Annotated in this window: 14 protein-coding genes and 2 pseudogenes; 8 read left to right on the top strand and 8 right to left on the bottom strand. The window is 68.6% G+C overall.

What is annotated here, in order from left to right:
* Positions 1–10 precede the first annotated feature (10 nt).
* From BN1555_RS35995 to BN1555_RS35975, 6 genes and pseudogenes are all read right to left on the bottom strand, one after another.
* The gene (locus BN1555_RS35995) at positions 11–1,171 is read right to left on the bottom strand and encodes an IS30 family transposase (RefSeq protein ID WP_093804151.1); all 1,161 of its coding nucleotides are present in this window, start codon (positions 1,169–1,171) and stop codon (positions 11–13) included.
* Positions 1,090–1,512 carry a transposase gene (locus tag BN1555_RS35990; protein ID WP_093804150.1) on the bottom strand — a complete coding sequence of 141 codons (423 nt, stop codon included), beginning with the start codon at positions 1,510–1,512 and terminating at the stop codon, positions 1,090–1,092. The genes BN1555_RS35995 and BN1555_RS35990 overlap by 82 nt, the downstream gene beginning before the upstream one ends.
* A gap of 28 nt (positions 1,513–1,540) precedes the next feature.
* Positions 1,541–1,804 carry a hypothetical protein gene (locus tag BN1555_RS35985; protein WP_093804149.1) on the bottom strand — a complete coding sequence of 88 codons (264 nt, stop codon included), beginning with the start codon at positions 1,802–1,804 and terminating at the stop codon, positions 1,541–1,543.
* On the bottom strand, positions 1,801–2,088 hold the full coding sequence (locus BN1555_RS41145; RefSeq protein WP_255306551.1) for a hypothetical protein: 288 nt from the start codon (positions 2,086–2,088) through the stop codon (positions 1,801–1,803). The genes BN1555_RS35985 and BN1555_RS41145 overlap by 4 nt, the downstream gene beginning before the upstream one ends.
* A 346-nt stretch (positions 2,089–2,434) precedes the next feature.
* A pseudogene (locus BN1555_RS41140) lies at positions 2,435–2,905 on the bottom strand (NAD(P)/FAD-dependent oxidoreductase); the annotation flags it as partial.
* Positions 2,906–2,952: 47 nt separating this feature from the next.
* A complete protein-coding gene (locus BN1555_RS35975; RefSeq protein WP_093804148.1) occupies positions 2,953–4,998 on the bottom strand; it encodes a LodA/GoxA family CTQ-dependent oxidase in 2,046 nt (681 codons plus the stop codon).
* A 621-nt stretch (positions 4,999–5,619) separates the two neighbouring features.
* On the opposite strand from BN1555_RS35975, the pseudogene BN1555_RS35970 reads away from it, so the two are divergent.
* Positions 5,620–5,931: pseudogene (locus BN1555_RS35970) on the top strand (transposase); the annotation flags it as partial.
* Between the two features lie 40 nt (positions 5,932–5,971).
* On the opposite strand, the gene BN1555_RS35965 reads toward BN1555_RS35970, so the two are convergent.
* Positions 5,972–6,727 (bottom strand): transposase family protein, encoded by a 756-nt coding sequence (locus tag BN1555_RS35965; RefSeq protein WP_093804147.1) that lies wholly within the window; start codon positions 6,725–6,727, stop codon positions 5,972–5,974.
* Positions 6,728–7,034: 307 nt separating this feature from the next.
* Between BN1555_RS35965 and BN1555_RS35960 the strand changes: the two genes are divergently transcribed.
* From BN1555_RS35960 to BN1555_RS41135, 3 genes are all read left to right on the top strand, one after another.
* Positions 7,035–9,341 carry a glycoside hydrolase family 78 protein gene (locus BN1555_RS35960; protein WP_093804198.1) on the top strand — a complete coding sequence of 769 codons (2,307 nt, stop codon included), beginning with the start codon at positions 7,035–7,037 and terminating at the stop codon, positions 9,339–9,341.
* A gap of 64 nt (positions 9,342–9,405) precedes the next feature.
* Complete coding sequence (locus BN1555_RS35955; protein ID WP_093804146.1) at positions 9,406–10,662, top strand: family 1 glycosylhydrolase; 1,257 nt, start codon at positions 9,406–9,408, stop codon at positions 10,660–10,662.
* A gap of 68 nt (positions 10,663–10,730) precedes the next feature.
* Positions 10,731–10,856, top strand: a complete 126-nt coding sequence (locus BN1555_RS41135; protein WP_255306537.1) for a hypothetical protein — start codon at positions 10,731–10,733, stop codon at positions 10,854–10,856.
* A gap of 1,193 nt (positions 10,857–12,049) precedes the next feature.
* Here BN1555_RS41135 and BN1555_RS35945 read toward each other — a convergent pair.
* Positions 12,050–13,519, bottom strand: coding sequence for an MFS transporter (locus BN1555_RS35945; RefSeq protein ID WP_093804144.1), 1,470 nt, complete (start codon positions 13,517–13,519; stop codon positions 12,050–12,052).
* 251 nt (positions 13,520–13,770) lie between these two features.
* Between BN1555_RS35945 and BN1555_RS35940 the strand changes: the two genes are divergently transcribed.
* From BN1555_RS35940 to BN1555_RS41130, 4 genes are all read left to right on the top strand, one after another.
* Positions 13,771–14,394, top strand: coding sequence for a TetR/AcrR family transcriptional regulator (locus tag BN1555_RS35940; protein WP_093804197.1), 624 nt, complete (start codon positions 13,771–13,773; stop codon positions 14,392–14,394).
* A gap of 460 nt (positions 14,395–14,854) precedes the next feature.
* The gene (locus tag BN1555_RS35935) at positions 14,855–15,001 is read left to right on the top strand and encodes a DUF1427 family protein (RefSeq protein ID WP_093804143.1); all 147 of its coding nucleotides are present in this window, start codon (positions 14,855–14,857) and stop codon (positions 14,999–15,001) included.
* Positions 14,950–15,222: a DUF1427 family protein gene (locus tag BN1555_RS41840; protein WP_369689049.1), complete on the top strand. Its 273-nt coding sequence runs from the start codon at positions 14,950–14,952 to the stop codon at positions 15,220–15,222. The genes BN1555_RS35935 and BN1555_RS41840 overlap by 52 nt, the downstream gene beginning before the upstream one ends.
* 77 nt (positions 15,223–15,299) lie before the next feature.
* Entirely contained in the window at positions 15,300–15,434 is a 135-nt protein-coding gene (locus BN1555_RS41130; protein WP_255306536.1) for a hypothetical protein, read from the top strand.
* Positions 15,435–15,933: the final 499 nt, after the last annotated feature.

The raw sequence follows: 15,933 nt of genomic DNA, 5'->3' as shown, positions 1-15,933 counted from the left end.
CGCGGCGGAGTCAACCGGCTGATGCAACAGCTGCCGCGAGCCTATCAGCGGGAGTTTCGAACCCGAGGGTCTGCCGGGGGCGGGTGTTCAGCTTGAGGGCGACGGCATCCAATTCGACCTGGGTATATCCGGACAGGTCGGTTCCCTTGGGAAAGTACTGGCGGAGGAGTCCGTTGGTGTTCTCATTCGATCCCCGCTGCCAGGGGCTTTTCGGATCGGCGAAGTAGACCTTGACGTCGGTGGCCATTGTGAACCGCTTGTGGTCGGCCAGCTCAGTACCCCGGTCCCAGGTCAGTGAAGTCATCAACCCGTCGGGCAGGTAGCGGACTTGATGACTCAGTGCGGAGATCACACTGGTGGTGTCCTTGCCTGCGACCCGGACGAGCATGACGTAGCGGGAGTGCCGTTCGACCAGTGTCGCAATATGACTGTTCTTCGCACCGGTGATCAGGTCGCCTTCCCAGTGGCCGGGAACAGCCCGGTCCTCGGCCTCGGCCGGACGCTCGCGGATGGAGACCGCGTCACGGATGCAGCCTCGCTGCTGACCTGCGGTGGAGGCGTTCTTCGAGCGGCGCATCGTGCGCCGGCGGCGCAGATGGGAGACGAGCTCCTTCTTCAGTACGCCTCGGGCCTGGATGAACAAGCTCTTGTAGATCGTCTCGTGAGACACGTACATACCGTCCTCGGGCGCGAAGGCGCGGGCGGGCCAGCCTGCGATCTGACGCGGCGACCAGTCTTCCTTCAGCTTGCCCGCGACCGTGTCCCGCAGGGCCGGACTCTGTTGCAGCAAACAGGACTTCGGGCGCCGGGCATTGCCCCAGGCCCCCTCGTCCGCGTGAGCGGCCCGGTACTTCTCACGCCCGCCGTGACGCCCCACCTCGCGGCTGACCGTGGACGGTGCCCGCCCCATCCGGCCCGCGATCGCCCGGAAGGAGTCGCCAGCGGCCAGACCCCGGGAGATCTCCTCCCGCTCCGCCAGCGACAGCACTCCGGCCGATCGGGCCCTGGCCGCCGGGACGAATCCGCCGTTCGCCGCGACCACTCCGTAAATTGACCCGGGCACCCTGCCCAGCGCACGCCCGATCTCGCTCAGCGACTGCCCGTCCCGCCATCGTCGCCACACTTCACGCTTTTGCTCGTCCGACAGCCCCGGACGCCCGATTCTCGCCACCCAGCAACACCTCCAGCAGCCGTTCTACCCGGGATGTTGCACCGACCCATTGACCTCACCGCCGCAGCCTTCAGGATGTCGTTCGCCCGCTTCAGCTCGGCAATCTCCTTCTTCATCGCCTTGACCTGCGCGGACTCCTCCGTGGTCGTCCCCGGACGCCGCCCGGAGTCGACCTCGTCCCGCTTCACCCAGTTCCGCAGGGTCTCGGCCGAACCGATCCCGAGTTTCTGGGCGACCGCCCGCAGCGCAGCCGACTCGTTCGGATAGTCACCACGGACCTCGGCGACCATACGGACCGCTCGTTTGCGCAGCTCAACGGGATAAGAGGAGGGACGTGCCATGACTCAATCCTTTCACGGAATCGAGTCTCTACCGAACCCGGAACGGTTCAAAGTGCTTGGTGACCAGGAGTGTGTGGAAGACGCGCTTGCCCTTGTTCTCGTTGAGGCTTTTCAGGTATTGGGTGCGCAGTTCGCCGTTGTCCTTGAAATCGGGCGCGAGTACGGCCTGGTATTGGTGGCCGGAGGCGGGGTCGTACAGGGACAGGTGGTGGAGGAAGAGTTTGTTGCGGCCCAGGATCGCGAAGCGGTGGATGTGCTTGGGGTCGTGGGCGTGGTGCGGTGCAGTGGTCATGGGGCGGTGGGGCCTTTCGTCTGAGTGAGAGTGAAGTTCGATCGCCGTCGTGCCCAGAAGGGGTGGTGGGGCCACCGGGTTTCCTGGGCCTGGACGGCGTGGTGGTTGTGCTGGTAGGCGGTGCGTGCTGTGGTGATCTTGGCTGTGTAGGTGTCGAGGGCTGTGTGTTCCCCGTGCAGCGTGGCGTCGACGGCCTGGCCGGCGCTCAGTCCGGTGTAGAGGGCGGTGAGGATGCCTTGTGAGGACAGGGGGTCGAAGGCGATGGCTGCATCTCCGGTGGCCATCCAGCCCGGTGCGTGGACGTGTTCGAGGTGGGCGCTGTGTGCGGGGGCGCGCCGGGGTTGCTGGAGGGGTCGAGGCCGTGAGCGCGGGTGTGGTGGATGACGTGTCGGGTGGCCAGCAGTTTCCGGTGGAAGTCTCCGGCGTGGTGGGGGGTGGTGGGGAGGTCGGGGTCGGTGAAGTAGCTGACCAGGCGGCGGCGGGAGGGCAGCAGGGCGGTGTACCACCAGCCGTCTGGGGCGGACTCGACCAGTGAGTGGCTGTCGGTGGCCGTGGGGGCCGGGGGAGGGTGAGATGGAAGGCGGTCAGGCGGTCGGTGGTGCGTCGTTGCGCGCCGGCGGGTACAGCGATCGCGGCGCGTCGGCCGGTAGCGTCCACCAGCCAGCGGCAGTGGACGGTGTGCCGGGCACCTCGGCGGTCGCACAGGTCCAGGTGCCAGGTGCCGTCCGGCCGGCGCCGGGGGCGCCGTACGGTGGTGTGTTCGGCGACTTGTGCGCCGGCCGTGCGGGTTGCGGCGCGCAGTTGCCAGTCGAACAGGCGGCGGTCCAGGTGCCAGCCGTGGCCGTAGGGGTCATTGATGAAGTCCACGGCGTGCAGGTGCGGGCTGCCCCAGGCGGAGAGGTTGCCGTGCCAGGGTAGGTGTCCGGTGGTCAGGACGCTCTCGGCGACGCCCAGGTCCTCCAGGAGAAGCCGGGCTGCGGGTACCAGTGCCTCGCCGGCTTTGGGCGGGCCGGTGCCGGCGTCGGCGAGCAGGACGCTGCGGCCCGCTTCGAGGAGGGTGAGTGCGGCGGCGCAGCCGGCGGGGCCGCCGCCGGCGATCACGACGTCGTAGCTGTCGTGACGATGGGGGCCGGCTGTGGACGGGATGTTCACAGGGCTTCGTGGAAGGGGTCGAGCCTTTCCAGGTACCCGGCGGCGAAGCTCGTCGTGTCGTAGCCGGTGGCTTCTACGGCTTCCTCGATCGCCTGGTGCACCAGGGCCGCTTCCACGTCCTCGGCCGAGGCGTGCTGCGCGCTCCAGGTGCCGACGGCGGCGGCCAGCAGAGGAATCCCGGCCTCGGGGACGTGGAGGTTGAAGAGGTTGGCGTCGTCCGGCGCCTTTCCCAGGTCCCCGCCGGGCAGGGACTCCACCTGGATGTGCTGGGGGAATTTGCCGTCGCCACCGGTGTAGGGGTGTTCTTCGACGATGCCGACTTTGTACCAGTCACTGATCATCTGTTTGCGCTGGGCGTTCATGTCATTGGTTTTCAGGCCGCGCAGCCATACCGCCCGGTTCCGGAACGCCTTCCGGCGTTCCTCCAGGGACTTGCCGGTGTCGTTCACGATGTTGAAGTCGGAGCGCTTCAGGACGTGGTTGGGCATCTGCGCGGGCCAGAACGTGGGGAGGTAGGGGCTGTAGCGTGGGCCCAGGCCGCTGCGTACCTCGTATCCGGAGCGGCAGCTGGCGGTATCGCACTGCCAGGGTGCGGCCATCCAGCGGGTGAGGTCTCCCGGTCCTTGCGCGTGCAGCGGTCCGTTCTCGGCGAAAACCTTGTCGTGGGTGAGGACGTCCCCGTAATCGGTCTCCGGCTCCGTACGGTGTTTGATACGGAAGGGCTCGCAGTACATGGTCAGGTGTCTGATGGGCCAGGTGACCTCGGAACCCGGATGGAAGGCGTCCGCGGCGCAGTTCTCCAGCGCCGCCCGGTCCAGCAACCCTGGCTGTTCCTGGAGGGGCGCTGTGTCCACGTCCGGACAGGACTTCCGCGAGCCGGGCGTGAAGTGGCCCAGGGCCCACCGTTGGAGGATCAGGTCCTGCGTGGGGGAGAGCATGATGTGCTGCCGCACGGAAGCGATCTTGCTACTGGTCATGGCGTCGCCGTAGAGCCAGGGCCAGGGCACCGGTGATGTCCCGTCCCGCTCGTAGTCGCGCATCTGCACGTAGATCTGCCGGCGCAGTTCAGCATTGCTCTTCCCCGGATCGGAGAGTCGCTCGCGCATGCCCGGGTCGAGGAAGTCGTGCGGGCCCTTGTGCCCGAACTGTGTGGCGAAGCCGTGGTTGACCCACTGCAGTTGGCAGAAGCGGCTCAGGATCGGCTCGACGTCATCCGCGTAGGAGAGCGGGATTTTGGCCTCCTCGGGCGCCTCCGCCCTCGGCAGCAGGGACGTGTCGAGAGCGAGGAGGTCGTCGATCAGGTCGTAGAGGGTCCGGACGCTCTTCACCCCGGGTGCGTAGTGCGGCGGGCCCACCACCACCCACGCTCCCCCATCCGCCGTCAAGGTCTTGCCCTGGATGGTGGTGATCTCCGCGGTGACGGGGCCGTCGGAGACGTTGTCGTACCAGGTGTCGTTGTTGGCGACACCGCTGATGCTGCCATCACTCCAGGAGGCGGACGCCCCGTCGCCCCCGGTGACCAACAGACGACCGGTATGGGGTTCCGTGCGGATCGAGCCGAGCGGGACCACGCGGTCCATGATCTTCCCGGTGTCGAAGGCTGCGCTCTCCCCCATCGATGCGCGGATGGCATGGAGGCCCGGGTCGTTGACAAGCTTGTGCCGGTCCTGGCCCGTGACTTGCGCGTTGCGTCGGCCCCGCTGTTCCTTCGGAAGCTTGGCGGCTTCGGGGATGTCGAGAGGGATGTGGAACTGATACCAGGCGGCCTTCTTGTTGGCCAGGTGCACCGTCCACCGGATGTCCTGGACGTCGTCGTCGCTGAGTTTCAGCTCCCTGACAACTTTCCCTTCCCGGTCGTAGCCGTAGAGGCGGAAGCGGGCGTCCTGCTTGATGACCCTTCCGTCAGCGTCCTTATAGGAGCCCGGCGGCAACGGCCTCTGATCGGGCGATTCCGGCCCGATGAAGGGCGTGTTGGTGCTGTTGCCGACCCGGGCGACACCGATCGCCGGATGGATCTTGACCTGCACGATCTCCTGGTTCATGGAGGAATCCTTCATTCGATCGGGCACCCCGGCCGATCCAGGGGCCACCAAACACACAGCGTGTAACCGTTCCATAACTATCAGCGCATACTCTGATGGGATATGCATCCCGGCCCGCACCGCAGGACAACCTGCCGCCGGGGAGCCCGGCACGGCCGACGACCACAGAGACCGCTGCGCGCCATACGCCTGCGGACAAGCCGCCTTGAGAGTTCACACATGCCAAGTGGCGCTCTACATTCGGCGAGTTCGAAGAGATACCGGTACGTGCACCGCCAGCTGTACCGGACGGCGATGCCGCGGATCTGGGAGGAGCGGCTGAACCGCGAAGTCGCTGAGAGCCCGCCCGTGAACCTCTGTGGGTGTCGTACATGCACGACGGTGATGGTGGGTGACCGGCCTCGGGGCACATCAGTACGGCGGTGGGCGCTGAGAACGGTCATGGTCGGTCAGCGCACCGGCTGGCCGGATCGCCGAGGTGAGCCCACAAGGGTCATGAGAAGACCTTGAACCGTTTAGAGGGCATTAAGTCCCGTTCCTGATGGTGTGGTGTCGCCCGTTCGTGGGTGATGGGACGGTTCCGCCCTCGCGTCATGTCGCGTGCATGGTGGGGTCGCGGACATGGAACGGATGCCGTACGCAACCGACTTGTCCGACGGGCAGTGGGCGTTGATCGAGCCGCTGGTCACCGCGTGGAAGCAGGAGCGGGTGGCGCGGTCGGCGACCGGGGACCCGGGCTCCTGCGACCTGCGCGAGGTCGTGAACGCGCTGCTCTACCAGAACCGGACGGGCTGCCAGTGGCGGCTCCTGCCACACGACCTTCCGGCCTGGTCAGCGGTGTTCTACTACTTCTCCCTGTGGCGCCAGGACGGTCTTGACCAGCGGATCCAGGAGATCCTGCGCTGCCAGGTGCGGGAGCGGTCCAGACGATTAGGGCATGTTCCAGGTTCAGATCATTCAGCCTTTTCCAACCTCAGGTTGAGGCGTGGTGAAGGGCGATGACAGCCTTCAGGATGTCGGTGATGCGGTTGGTGCTGCAGCGGATTTTCCGCAGGAGGCGCCAGCCCTTCAGCGTGGCCATGGCTTGCTCGCCGAGGCAGCGGATCTTGGCGTGAGTGCTGTTGTGCCGTCGCTTCCAACGCTTGAGCCGTCGGCCGCGGAAGGGGACCCGGACCGGGCGGCCGGCACCTTGGTATGCCTTGTCCGCCCAGCACTTCACGTCCGCGTCGGCAAGGGCGTCGATGATGCCGTGAGTCCGTGCGGCGGTCAGGTCGTGGGTCGAGCCGGGCAGTGCGGGCGAGGCCCACAGCAGACGGCCGAACGGATCGGTGAGAACCTGGACGTTCATGCCGTGGCGTTTGTGCTTCCCGGAGTAGTACGGGGTGTCGGCGGCGATGCGGTCGATCGGCAGCAGGGTGCCGTCCAGGATCACGAAGGCCTTCGTCCGGATTGTCTTCATGGCCTCGGCCAGTGTCGGCGCGAGGACGGCCAGCACCTCGACAGCCTCGCGTATGTAGCGGAACACGGTCGCGATTTTGATACCGAATCCTGCGGCGAGCTGGGCGTACGTATCGCCGCACCGCAGGTGGGCCAGGACCAGCAGGGCCTGGCGGCCGGCCGACAGACGGCGCCACCGTGTCCCGATCTCCCTTCGGCGGGCAGCGGGTTGCCTGCTCAGATACCTCAGGGTGCGGGTGGACAGATCGATCGAGGACGGGCAGACAAGCACGCGAAGCTCCTGGCGGACGTGGGTGATCTTGGTCGAGAACCCCTCTACCAGGAGCTTCGTTGTTCCGTACCGCCCTCTCCCACCAACATCTCTGCGCTGCAGCCAGGTTGAAAACAGCTCACTGTAGGGCCGTAAAGGTCCTTTGTGCCTCTCGTGCACTGCTGGTTGCCTGTGGCTGATCGCGCAGTTCCCCGCGCCTGCCTGTGGCGTGCGTCTGTGGCTCGCCGCCTTACAGGCCCCTCTCGTGACGTACGCCACAACACCGAATACCTAGCTTTCGCTAGGCATTAGCCGCATGATGGCCGCCATGCTCCACCACTGGACCCCGACCGCACGCGTCGTCAGCCCCCGCCTCTCCGGCCCCGCCCCCACCGAAGGCGGCGCCCGCCCCGCCGCGCTGCTGCGTGGCGAGTTCACCACGCGGGCAGCAGTACGATCGGCACAGCTCCTCGTCACCGCCCTCGGCGTCTACGAGCTGGAGCTCAACGGAACCGTGGTGGGCGACCACGTCCTGGCCCCTGGCTGGACGAGCTACCGCCATCGCCACCGATACCAGTCCTTCGACGTCACAGCCCTGGTCCGCGATGGCCGCAACGCCTGGGGCGCCCATCTGGCCGACGGCTGGTACCGGGGCCTGCTCGGCTTCAACGGCGGCACCCGGGACATCTACGGCGAGCACACCGGACTCCTCGCCGAACTGCGCATCGAGTACGCCGACGGCTCCGCCGACACCGTCGGCACCGGAGACGGCTGGCGCTGGAGGCCCGGGCCCGTACTCACCGCCGGTCTGTACGAGGGTGAGGAGTACGACGCCCGCCGCGAGCAGGCCGGCTTCAGCGAGGCCGGCTTCGACGACTCGGCGTGGCAGCCGGTGGAGATCCTGGACTTCGACACCACCGTTCTCTTCCCGGCCGACAGCCCGCCGGTGCGCCGCATCGAATGCGTCGCACCCGTCTCCGTGACCACCTCGCCCACCGGCCGGATCATCCTCGACTTCGGCCAGAACCTCGTCGGGCGACTGCGCATCCGCGTCCGCGGCAAGGCCGGCCGTACGGTCATCCTCCGCCATGCCGAGGTGCTGCAGGACGGTGAACTCTGCACCCGTCCGCTGCGGCACGCCACCGCCACCGACCGCTACGTGCTGCGCGGCAACCCGGCGGGCGAGGAGTGGGAACCCCGCTTCACCTTCCACGGCTTCCGCTACGCCGAAGTCGAGGGCTGGCCCGGCGACCTCGACCCCGCCGACATCACGGCCGTGGTCCTGCACAGCGACCTGCGCCGCACGGGCTGGTTCTCCTGCTCGGACGCCTCCCTGAACCGCCTGCACGAGAACGTGGTGTGGGGGATGCGCGGCAACTTCGTCGACGTACCCACCGACTGCCCGCAACGCGACGAGCGCCTCGGCTGGACCGGCGACGTCCAGGTCTTCGCCCCCACCGCCGCCTTCCTCTACGACGTCCGTGACTTCCTGCGCTCCTGGCTGCGCGATCTCGCCGCCGACCAGAGCGACGACGAACACCGCGTACCCCCGGTGTTCAGCCCCGACATCCCGGTGATCACGCCGGTGCCCATGCCGCCCGGCAACCCGCCGATGGCCGGTTGGTGCGACGCCGCCGTCATCGTCCCCTGGGTGCTGTACGAGCGCTACGGCGACACCGAGGTGCTGCGCACCCAGTACCCCTCGATGCGTGCCTGGGTCGACGCCGTCGACCGGATCGCCGGGCCGGCCCGGATCTGGGGCGAGGGGTTCCAGTTCGGCGACTGGCTGGATCCGACCGCCCCGGCGGACGATCCCAGCCGCGCGATGACGTCGTCCACCCTGGTCGCCACGGCGTATTTCGCGCACTCCGCTCGGCTCTTGGCCCGCACCGCCGGGGTCTTGGAGCACGAGGACGACTCCGCGCACTACCACGCCCTGGCCGACGCGGTCCGCGACGCCTTCAGCGCCCGTTTCCACACCGGAGGTGGGCGCCTGACGGAGGAGACCCAGACCGCCTACGCCCTCGCCCTGTGCTTCCGGCTGCTGGAGGACAACGCCGACCGCGCGGAGGCCGGACGTCGGCTGGCCGGCCTGGTGGCCGAGCGCGGGCACCGCATCGGCACCGGCTTCCTCGGCACACCCCTGGTGTGCGACGCGCTGACCGACACCGGGCACGTGGAAACCGCCTACCGGATGCTGACCCAGCGGTCCTCTCCCTCGTGGCTCCACCAGATCGACATGGGCGCCACAACCGTCTGGGAACGCTGGAACAGCATGCTTCCCGACGGCAGCGTCAACCCCGGCGAGATGACCTCCTTCAACCACTACGCGCTCGGCGCGGTCGCCGACTGGATCCACCGCACCGTCGCCGGTCTGGCCCCCGCCGAGCCGGGCTATCGGCGGCTGCTGATCCGTCCCCGCCCCGGAGGCGGCCTGACCTGGGCCCGGGCGAAGCACGACACGCCGTACGGCCGTGCCGAGATCGGATGGCGTTGCGAAGGCAGCACGCTGCACGTCGACCTCCTCGTACCACCCGACGTCACCGCACTGGTCGAACTGCCGGGCACAAAGCCCATGGAGATCGGACCCGGCCGACGCTCCTTCTGGATCCCCTTTCCCACAACCGCACGGTGACATCCGCCGGATCGGCTCAGGACGACCCGCTGACCGGATCACCGGCTCAGTGCAAGGAGCACACATGACACACACCAGCCTGCCCGACACCTTCCTGTGGGGCGTCGCCACCGCAGGGCACCAGAACGAGGGCCACAACAGCGCCAGCGACACCTGGTTCCTGGAACACACCAAGCCCTCACTGTTCCGCGAACCGAGCGGACCGGCGTGCCGGGGCTACCAGCAGTGGGAGACGGACCTCGACCTGGCCGCCGGACTCGGACTCAACGCCTTCCGGTTCTCCGTCGAATGGGCCCGCGTCGAACCCGAGCGCGGTGTTGTCTCCCCCGAGGCCCTCGACCACTACGAGCGCAAGGTCGACGGCTGCCTCGAACGCGGTCTGGCACCCCTCGTGACGTTCAGCCACTTCACCGCACCGCACTGGTTCGCGGCGGCCGGTTCCTGGACCGCCGCCGACGCTCCGGCACGGTTCGCCGAGCAGTGCGACCGGGTCATGGCCCGCTTCGGCGACCGCATCGCGTACGGCGTCACCCTCAACGAACCCAATCTGGAGCAGTTGCTCCAGGCGGGCGCGAAGCTCCCGGCCGAGGCGGAGACCCTCAAGACGCAGATGCTCGCGGCCGCCGCACAGGCCGCCGGAAGCGACACCTACGCCAGCGCGAACGTCATCCCCGCCCACCGGCAGGACGAGTTCCAGGAGGCGTTCACCCGTGCCCACCGCACCGCCCGCGACGCAATCAAGGCCCGTCGCGGCGACCTGCCCGTCGGCGTCTCCATCGCCATCGCCGACGAAGTGGCGCTCCCCGGCGGCGAAGAAAGCCGGGACGCCAAGCGCGCTGCGGTCTACGAACACTGGCTGCGCGAGGCCCGCAACGACGACTTCATCGGCGTACAGAACTACGAGCGCGTCGTGCACGGCCCCGACGGCGAGGTGACGGCCGACGGCGAGCTCAACGGCATGGGCACGGCCATCGCGCCCGGCTCACTCGCCGGCGCAGTGCGCTACGCCCACGAGGTGGCAGGGGTGCCGGTCCTCGTGACCGAGCACGGCATCCAGACCCCGGACGACGCACAACGCGCCGCCTTCGTTCCCGCCGCGGTCCATGGGCTCGCGGTCGAAATCGGCGCGGGTACTCCCGTCGTCGGCTACTGCCACTGGACGCTCATGGACAACTTCGAGTGGATCTTCGGGTACGGGGCCCAGCTCGGGCTTCACGAGGTCGACCGCGAAACGTTCCAGCGCCGTCCGAAGCCGAGTGCGAAGACGTACGCGGACGTCGTGCGGAACTACCGAGGTACGCCCGCCGACAGCCGGACCTGACCCGCTCCGGGAAGCCCAGGGATACGGTGCGGGCTGTGCATGTTCGGCTGCGGCGGCAGGCTGAGGGCATGAGTGCCGAACAGGTCGTGCTTCCGAACACCTGCTGGGAGAGCCTCGCCCACACCGCCCGGTGGTGGCAGGGGCGGCGGCGTTACGATGCGGCGACGCCCGGCAGGGAGCGCCCATCGGCGTAACCGTCGGCAGTGTCGGAGGAGCAGGTGTCGAAGACCCGGGCGGCCGGGGCGCCGTCGGCTCAAGGCTCCCAGCCCGGCTCGCCGCGGACGAAGGCGACGGCCACGCCGTGGACCTCGGCGGCAAGGGTCCGGCGCGGGTCTGCGCCGGCGACGACGGTGACCCTCTCGGTGTCGAGGCAGCCAGGTGGGTACGGTGCCGCGCGCCCGGGCGACGGCGGTACGCGCGGCCCGTGACGTACTGGCAGACAGGTCGGCCGTGCCCACCCCGGGATGATCGGCGACGTACGCGGTGGCACGGGCTCGTTTTGCCCAGCCCGGTGAAAGTCCGGACCGGTGTCGCCGTGGTGAGCCGGTCCCGCAAGGCGTGCAGCACCTGGCGAATCGCGGCCGGTGGCCCTGAGGACGAGTTTCCTGTCGGCTCCTCCTCCCGCGACGAGCGCATTCAGAGGGGCCTGTGAGACAAGGGCGCCATCGACCACGGGTCGGAGGGGAGGCTGTGGGCGATCGGGCCGGCGAGCCCGGCCGCCCTTCACTCCGTGTCCGTGTCCGTGTCCGTGTCCGTGTCCGTGTCCGTGTCCGTGTCCGTGTCCGTGTCCGTGTCCGTGTCCGTGTCCGGTGTCTGCGGCCAGGAGGAGCACGCGCTGCTACAGATCCAGGATCTCTTCCCCGCCAAGTGGGACCAGACCAGCCCGAGTGGTCGGCAGCCGCCCCGTTCGGCCAGCGTCCGGCCCGCGCCTTCACTCTTCGGTTCAGCAAAAGGTCGGAGGACCCGCACCAGCCGGTCTCGCGTAGGTCGCAGGACCATGGCGGAGGCGGCCCCTGGGACGAATTCGCCGGGCCAGTTGGGTCTCGGCGTAACAGAAGCCGTGGAACAAGAGCCGGTGAACAGCACCTTGTCCCGCTGAGCCCGCCCGAGATCCGCCGCCTGACCGCCCACCTCACAGCACGGCTCCTCCCACCGATCACCCAGGTCCTGCACTGGTCCAGATGGCGACGACAGGCACAGCACCGAGCACGCATCAGCCACTACAAACGACGAGGCCACAGCCCGCAAACTGAACCACCGCCACATCAAACACGGTTGCAGTACCAGTCGGTGGCCGTGGCGACGCGCAGTGGACGTACGCACAGCTCGCCGCCCACCAGCACCTCTGCATGCCGCTGAGGTGCTGGTGGGCTGCGGCCGTGGGCGGCTAGGTGGCGGGGGCTGCGTCGGTCTCTGCGGGGTCCCGCAGTGGCGGGATGAGCAGTGAGATCGCCAGGGTCAGCGCGGTGAGCAGCGCTCCGGTCCAGAAGAGCCAGGCGTAACCGCCGTCCTGGTAGAAGGCGGTGCCGTCCACGACGGTGCTGTGTGTCGCGAGGGCGGCGAACGACAGGGCGGTGACGATGGCGCCGAAGAAGTTGATGCCCATGTTGAGCATGCCGCTGCCCAGCCCCTGCTCGTCCTTGGACACCACGCCGACGACCAGCGCCGGAGCTCCCGCGACGACGAGGCCGGAGCCGAGGTTGGCCAGGCACGAAGTGAGGATGAGTTCGGTCTCGTTGGCGTGGAAGAAGCCCACCAGGCCGTAGCCGACCGCCATCAGAGCCAGCCCCGCCCACCAGATCAGCCGGGCGTCGACGGTGCGCAGGAGGCGGCTGGCGACGATTCCGGTACCGAACATGACCACGTTCCAGGTCACGCTGACGACGGCGTTGTGCTGTGCGGTCCACCCGAGACCGGCGGAGACCCCGGGGATGTGCGGGTAGAGGGCGAGCAGGATCGCCATGCCCGGCATGGTGTACGCGACGGCCTGCGCGAGCCCACCGCTGACGAGGACCAGGGCGACCGGGCGGCGGCTGAGTACCTTCAGGTCCAGGATGGGGTGGGCGCTGGAGCGTTCCACGAAGAAGAAGACGACCAGTGCGGTCAGGCCGACGGCGAGCCAGCCGAAGGTTTTGGCGTCGGCCCACCCCCAGCTCTGTCCCTGGCCGACCGCGTAGACGACCGCGGTCAGGCCCCCTCCGAGGACCAGACCGCCGAGCCAGTCGAAGCCGGGCCGGAAGTCGTGCCGTGGGGTGTGGGGTACCAGGAGGGCGATCAGCGCGAAGCCGGCGGCGGAGGCGGCGGCGAGGAACCACATCACGCCCTTGTAGCCCCAGCCGTCGACCAGCCAGCCGGCGAGGAACGGCGCGGCCAGGGCGACCAGGCCGACGCTGCTGCCCAGGATGGCGCTGGCGGGCTTCACCAGCCGGGCGGGGAAGGTGTCTCGTACGGCGGGGAAGGAAAGGGCGGCGAACGGGCCGTAACAGCCAGCGACGGCCCGTCCGGCCAGCAGAAGCCAGAAACTGCCCGCCATCGCGGCGATGACGTCGCCGAGGACCCCCAGCCCGGTCATCACGAGCATGAGCCGCTTCTTGCCGTACCGGTCACCCAGTTTCATCACGAACGGCGTCAGCAACGTCGAGACGAGAACGACGGTCAGACCGAACCAGGCCACATGCGTGGTGTGGAAGCTCTGCGCCACACTGGCGGTGGCATTGGCGCCCAGGATGCCGGCGGCGGCCAGGAGCTGGGTCGGCCAGATGAGCGCGACGAGTACGGCGACCAGTCGCGGGGTCCATCTCGCGGTGTCGTCGGACGAAGCTGCGTCGAGCGAGGGGCTGGCAGACGTGGGTGTCATGAAGCCGCTCCTTTCGCGAACAGGGAGGGTCGGGTTCGTGCGTGGAACGGCAGGCCGTCAACCAGGGCTCACATCTGGCCACAGGCGCGAAACGTTCCCTCGCTTTCGGATGATGATGGGTCTAATACTTAGTGGACGCTAGGCATTGATAGAGTGACGCACGTCACATGACTGGGTGCGTCAAGGTCTCCCGTCATGCGGCAGCGACACTCTCGCGGAAGCCGGCGATGACACTCGGTACGGTTGTGCACATGGGGACACCACGCGGGCCGCGCGGCGGCTACACAACAGGGCTGGCCAGGCGCAACCAGATCCTCGAGGCTGCGCTGCTGCGCTTCGGCCAGGACGGTTACCGCAAGACCTCACTGGCCCGTGTCGCCCGCGACGCCGGCATCACCGACGCCGGGCTGCTCCATCACTTCCGCGACAAGCAGCAGCTGCTGCTGGCTGTGGTGCAGTACTGGCACAAGCAGCTCGACGAGCAGTGGGCACGCGTGTCCGACTCGGTACGGGACGCCTTCCGCTGCCACCTGGACGACACCGCCGGAATCCTCACCATGCCGGGAATCCTCGAAGTCGCCGTCGTAGTGGGCGCCGAGGCCACCGCTCCCGACCACCCCGCGCACGACTTCTTCTCCCGATGGCAGGAGAAAGGCGTGCGGGAACTCGCGGACCGCCTGCGCGCCGGCGCCGCGTCGGGTGAGCTCAAAGCGGGCCTTGATCATGAGTGCATCGCCCGGGAGTGCGCGGCGCTCGATGCCGGGCTGCGGGTCCAGTGGCTGGCCAGCGGGCGTTCCTTCGACCTGATCGCCGTGATGCGCTCGCACCTGGACCGCCTGATGCGCCACATCTCGGCCGATGGCGAGGGGCTTTAACACCCGGAGAGACGCCAGAACCGATCGGGTACATGCTGGCCAACTGGGCCTGCTGGCGGCACCACCCGACTACCGAGTGATCAGTACAGACCGCCCAACACGCCTCTGCCCCGCCTGGCGCCGGGCAGAGGCGTGGAGCGACCCGGATTTGCCGACCGACAGCGACACCTCGCACCACAGCCACTGCGAAGCGTCAGGTGACCTGACACGCCTCGCTCAGTGCCGGAGGTCCGTCATGCCCGTCGAGTTCACCCGCTTCTGCCGATTGCACTCGTGTATCCCCGGCGAGCCGGGCAGGCTCTGCCTCGTCACGAAGGGCATGGAGGACGGTAGCCCGGCGGGGGGCGGCCGCAGCAGGGCCGTCGGCGCGGCGGCCGGCCACGGCGGCAGTTTCGAGTGACTCCTCGGCAACCTGGCGCGGTCTGCCCAGGCATCGGCGGAGCAGCGGGAGCTGGTCCTGATGGCATACGTAAGAGTGCTGCTGGCCGGGATGGTGGTTGGCGTTCTGTACGTGGCGCTGTGGGTGAAAGCCCCCGCTCCCCCGCCCGTCGCACTGTGCGGCCTGCTCGGCATGCTGCTGAGCCAGGCCGCCCTGGGGGCTCTGTGACCGCAGCACGCAGGGCCCGTGCGGCGGCGTTCGCGCGCCGGCCGGGAGTCTCCCTCCCGGCCGGGACAGTGATGGGCGCAGCCTTCTGGGCCCTGGACGTCGCTGCACCCGCGCCGCCCCTCCTGAGCCTGGGCGGACTGGCGGGTATCCTCCTCGGCAAGCGGGTCGCCACAGCGTTCCGCATGCAGCTGGCACGGCGCCGCCAACCCGCCGCCGGATGATCCCTACAGCCCCCGGAGGCGCCCGCCCTGAGAGGGTGTCCCGCGTGAGGTGCCCCCTTCTCCCACCCTTGACGCGCGTGCCGGCGATCGGTGTCGAGTGTCGGCTCCGGCGCCCCGGCGTTCTGCGGGACCGCTACCGCCGCCCCGGCACCCTGCACCACGCGGGCGGCGATCAGCGCGGTGGCGCCGGCGGCGAGGCTGCACAGCAGTGATACGGCGGCGGAAATGCCGGCGCCCAGCATTCGGCTGCCGGAGCGCGAAGACGGCCCGGCGGAGGTACCACCCGAGCGAGGCAGGGGCATTACGGGTGTCACGAGACACGGCGCGGGGATTCCCGTTCTGAACAGCAGGGAACCGGGCGGGCCAAAACCCGCTGTACGCCTACTGCGCACAGGAGGGACGTCACGGAGCCCAGGTCATCGGGAACACCGCCTTCACAGCCGACAGCACCAACCGCCTGTCGGCGCAGGCGGGAGTCCGGGGAGAACGGTTACTGGGCCTGGGATATACGTCATCACCTCGAAGGTCAGGCGCACGCCCACACAGGGCAGTGGGAGCACTCATCCAGCTGTGCCGTCGCCTGCCACGGACGAAAACGCCATTCCGGGCCGCCCGCGGTGATCCCCGGGAACCGGACCGCCCGCGAGCAGCACTTGTCGGCGACAGCAGTCTCGAGCCACGGGGGCAGCGGATTACGCACGGCCCATTGAC

Source organism: Streptomyces sp. Wb2n-11 (assembly GCF_001049855.1).
Lineage (GTDB): Bacteria > Actinomycetota > Actinomycetes > Streptomycetales > Streptomycetaceae > Streptomyces > Streptomyces altiplanensis.
This window is presented reverse-complemented; position numbering and strand designations above follow the sequence as displayed.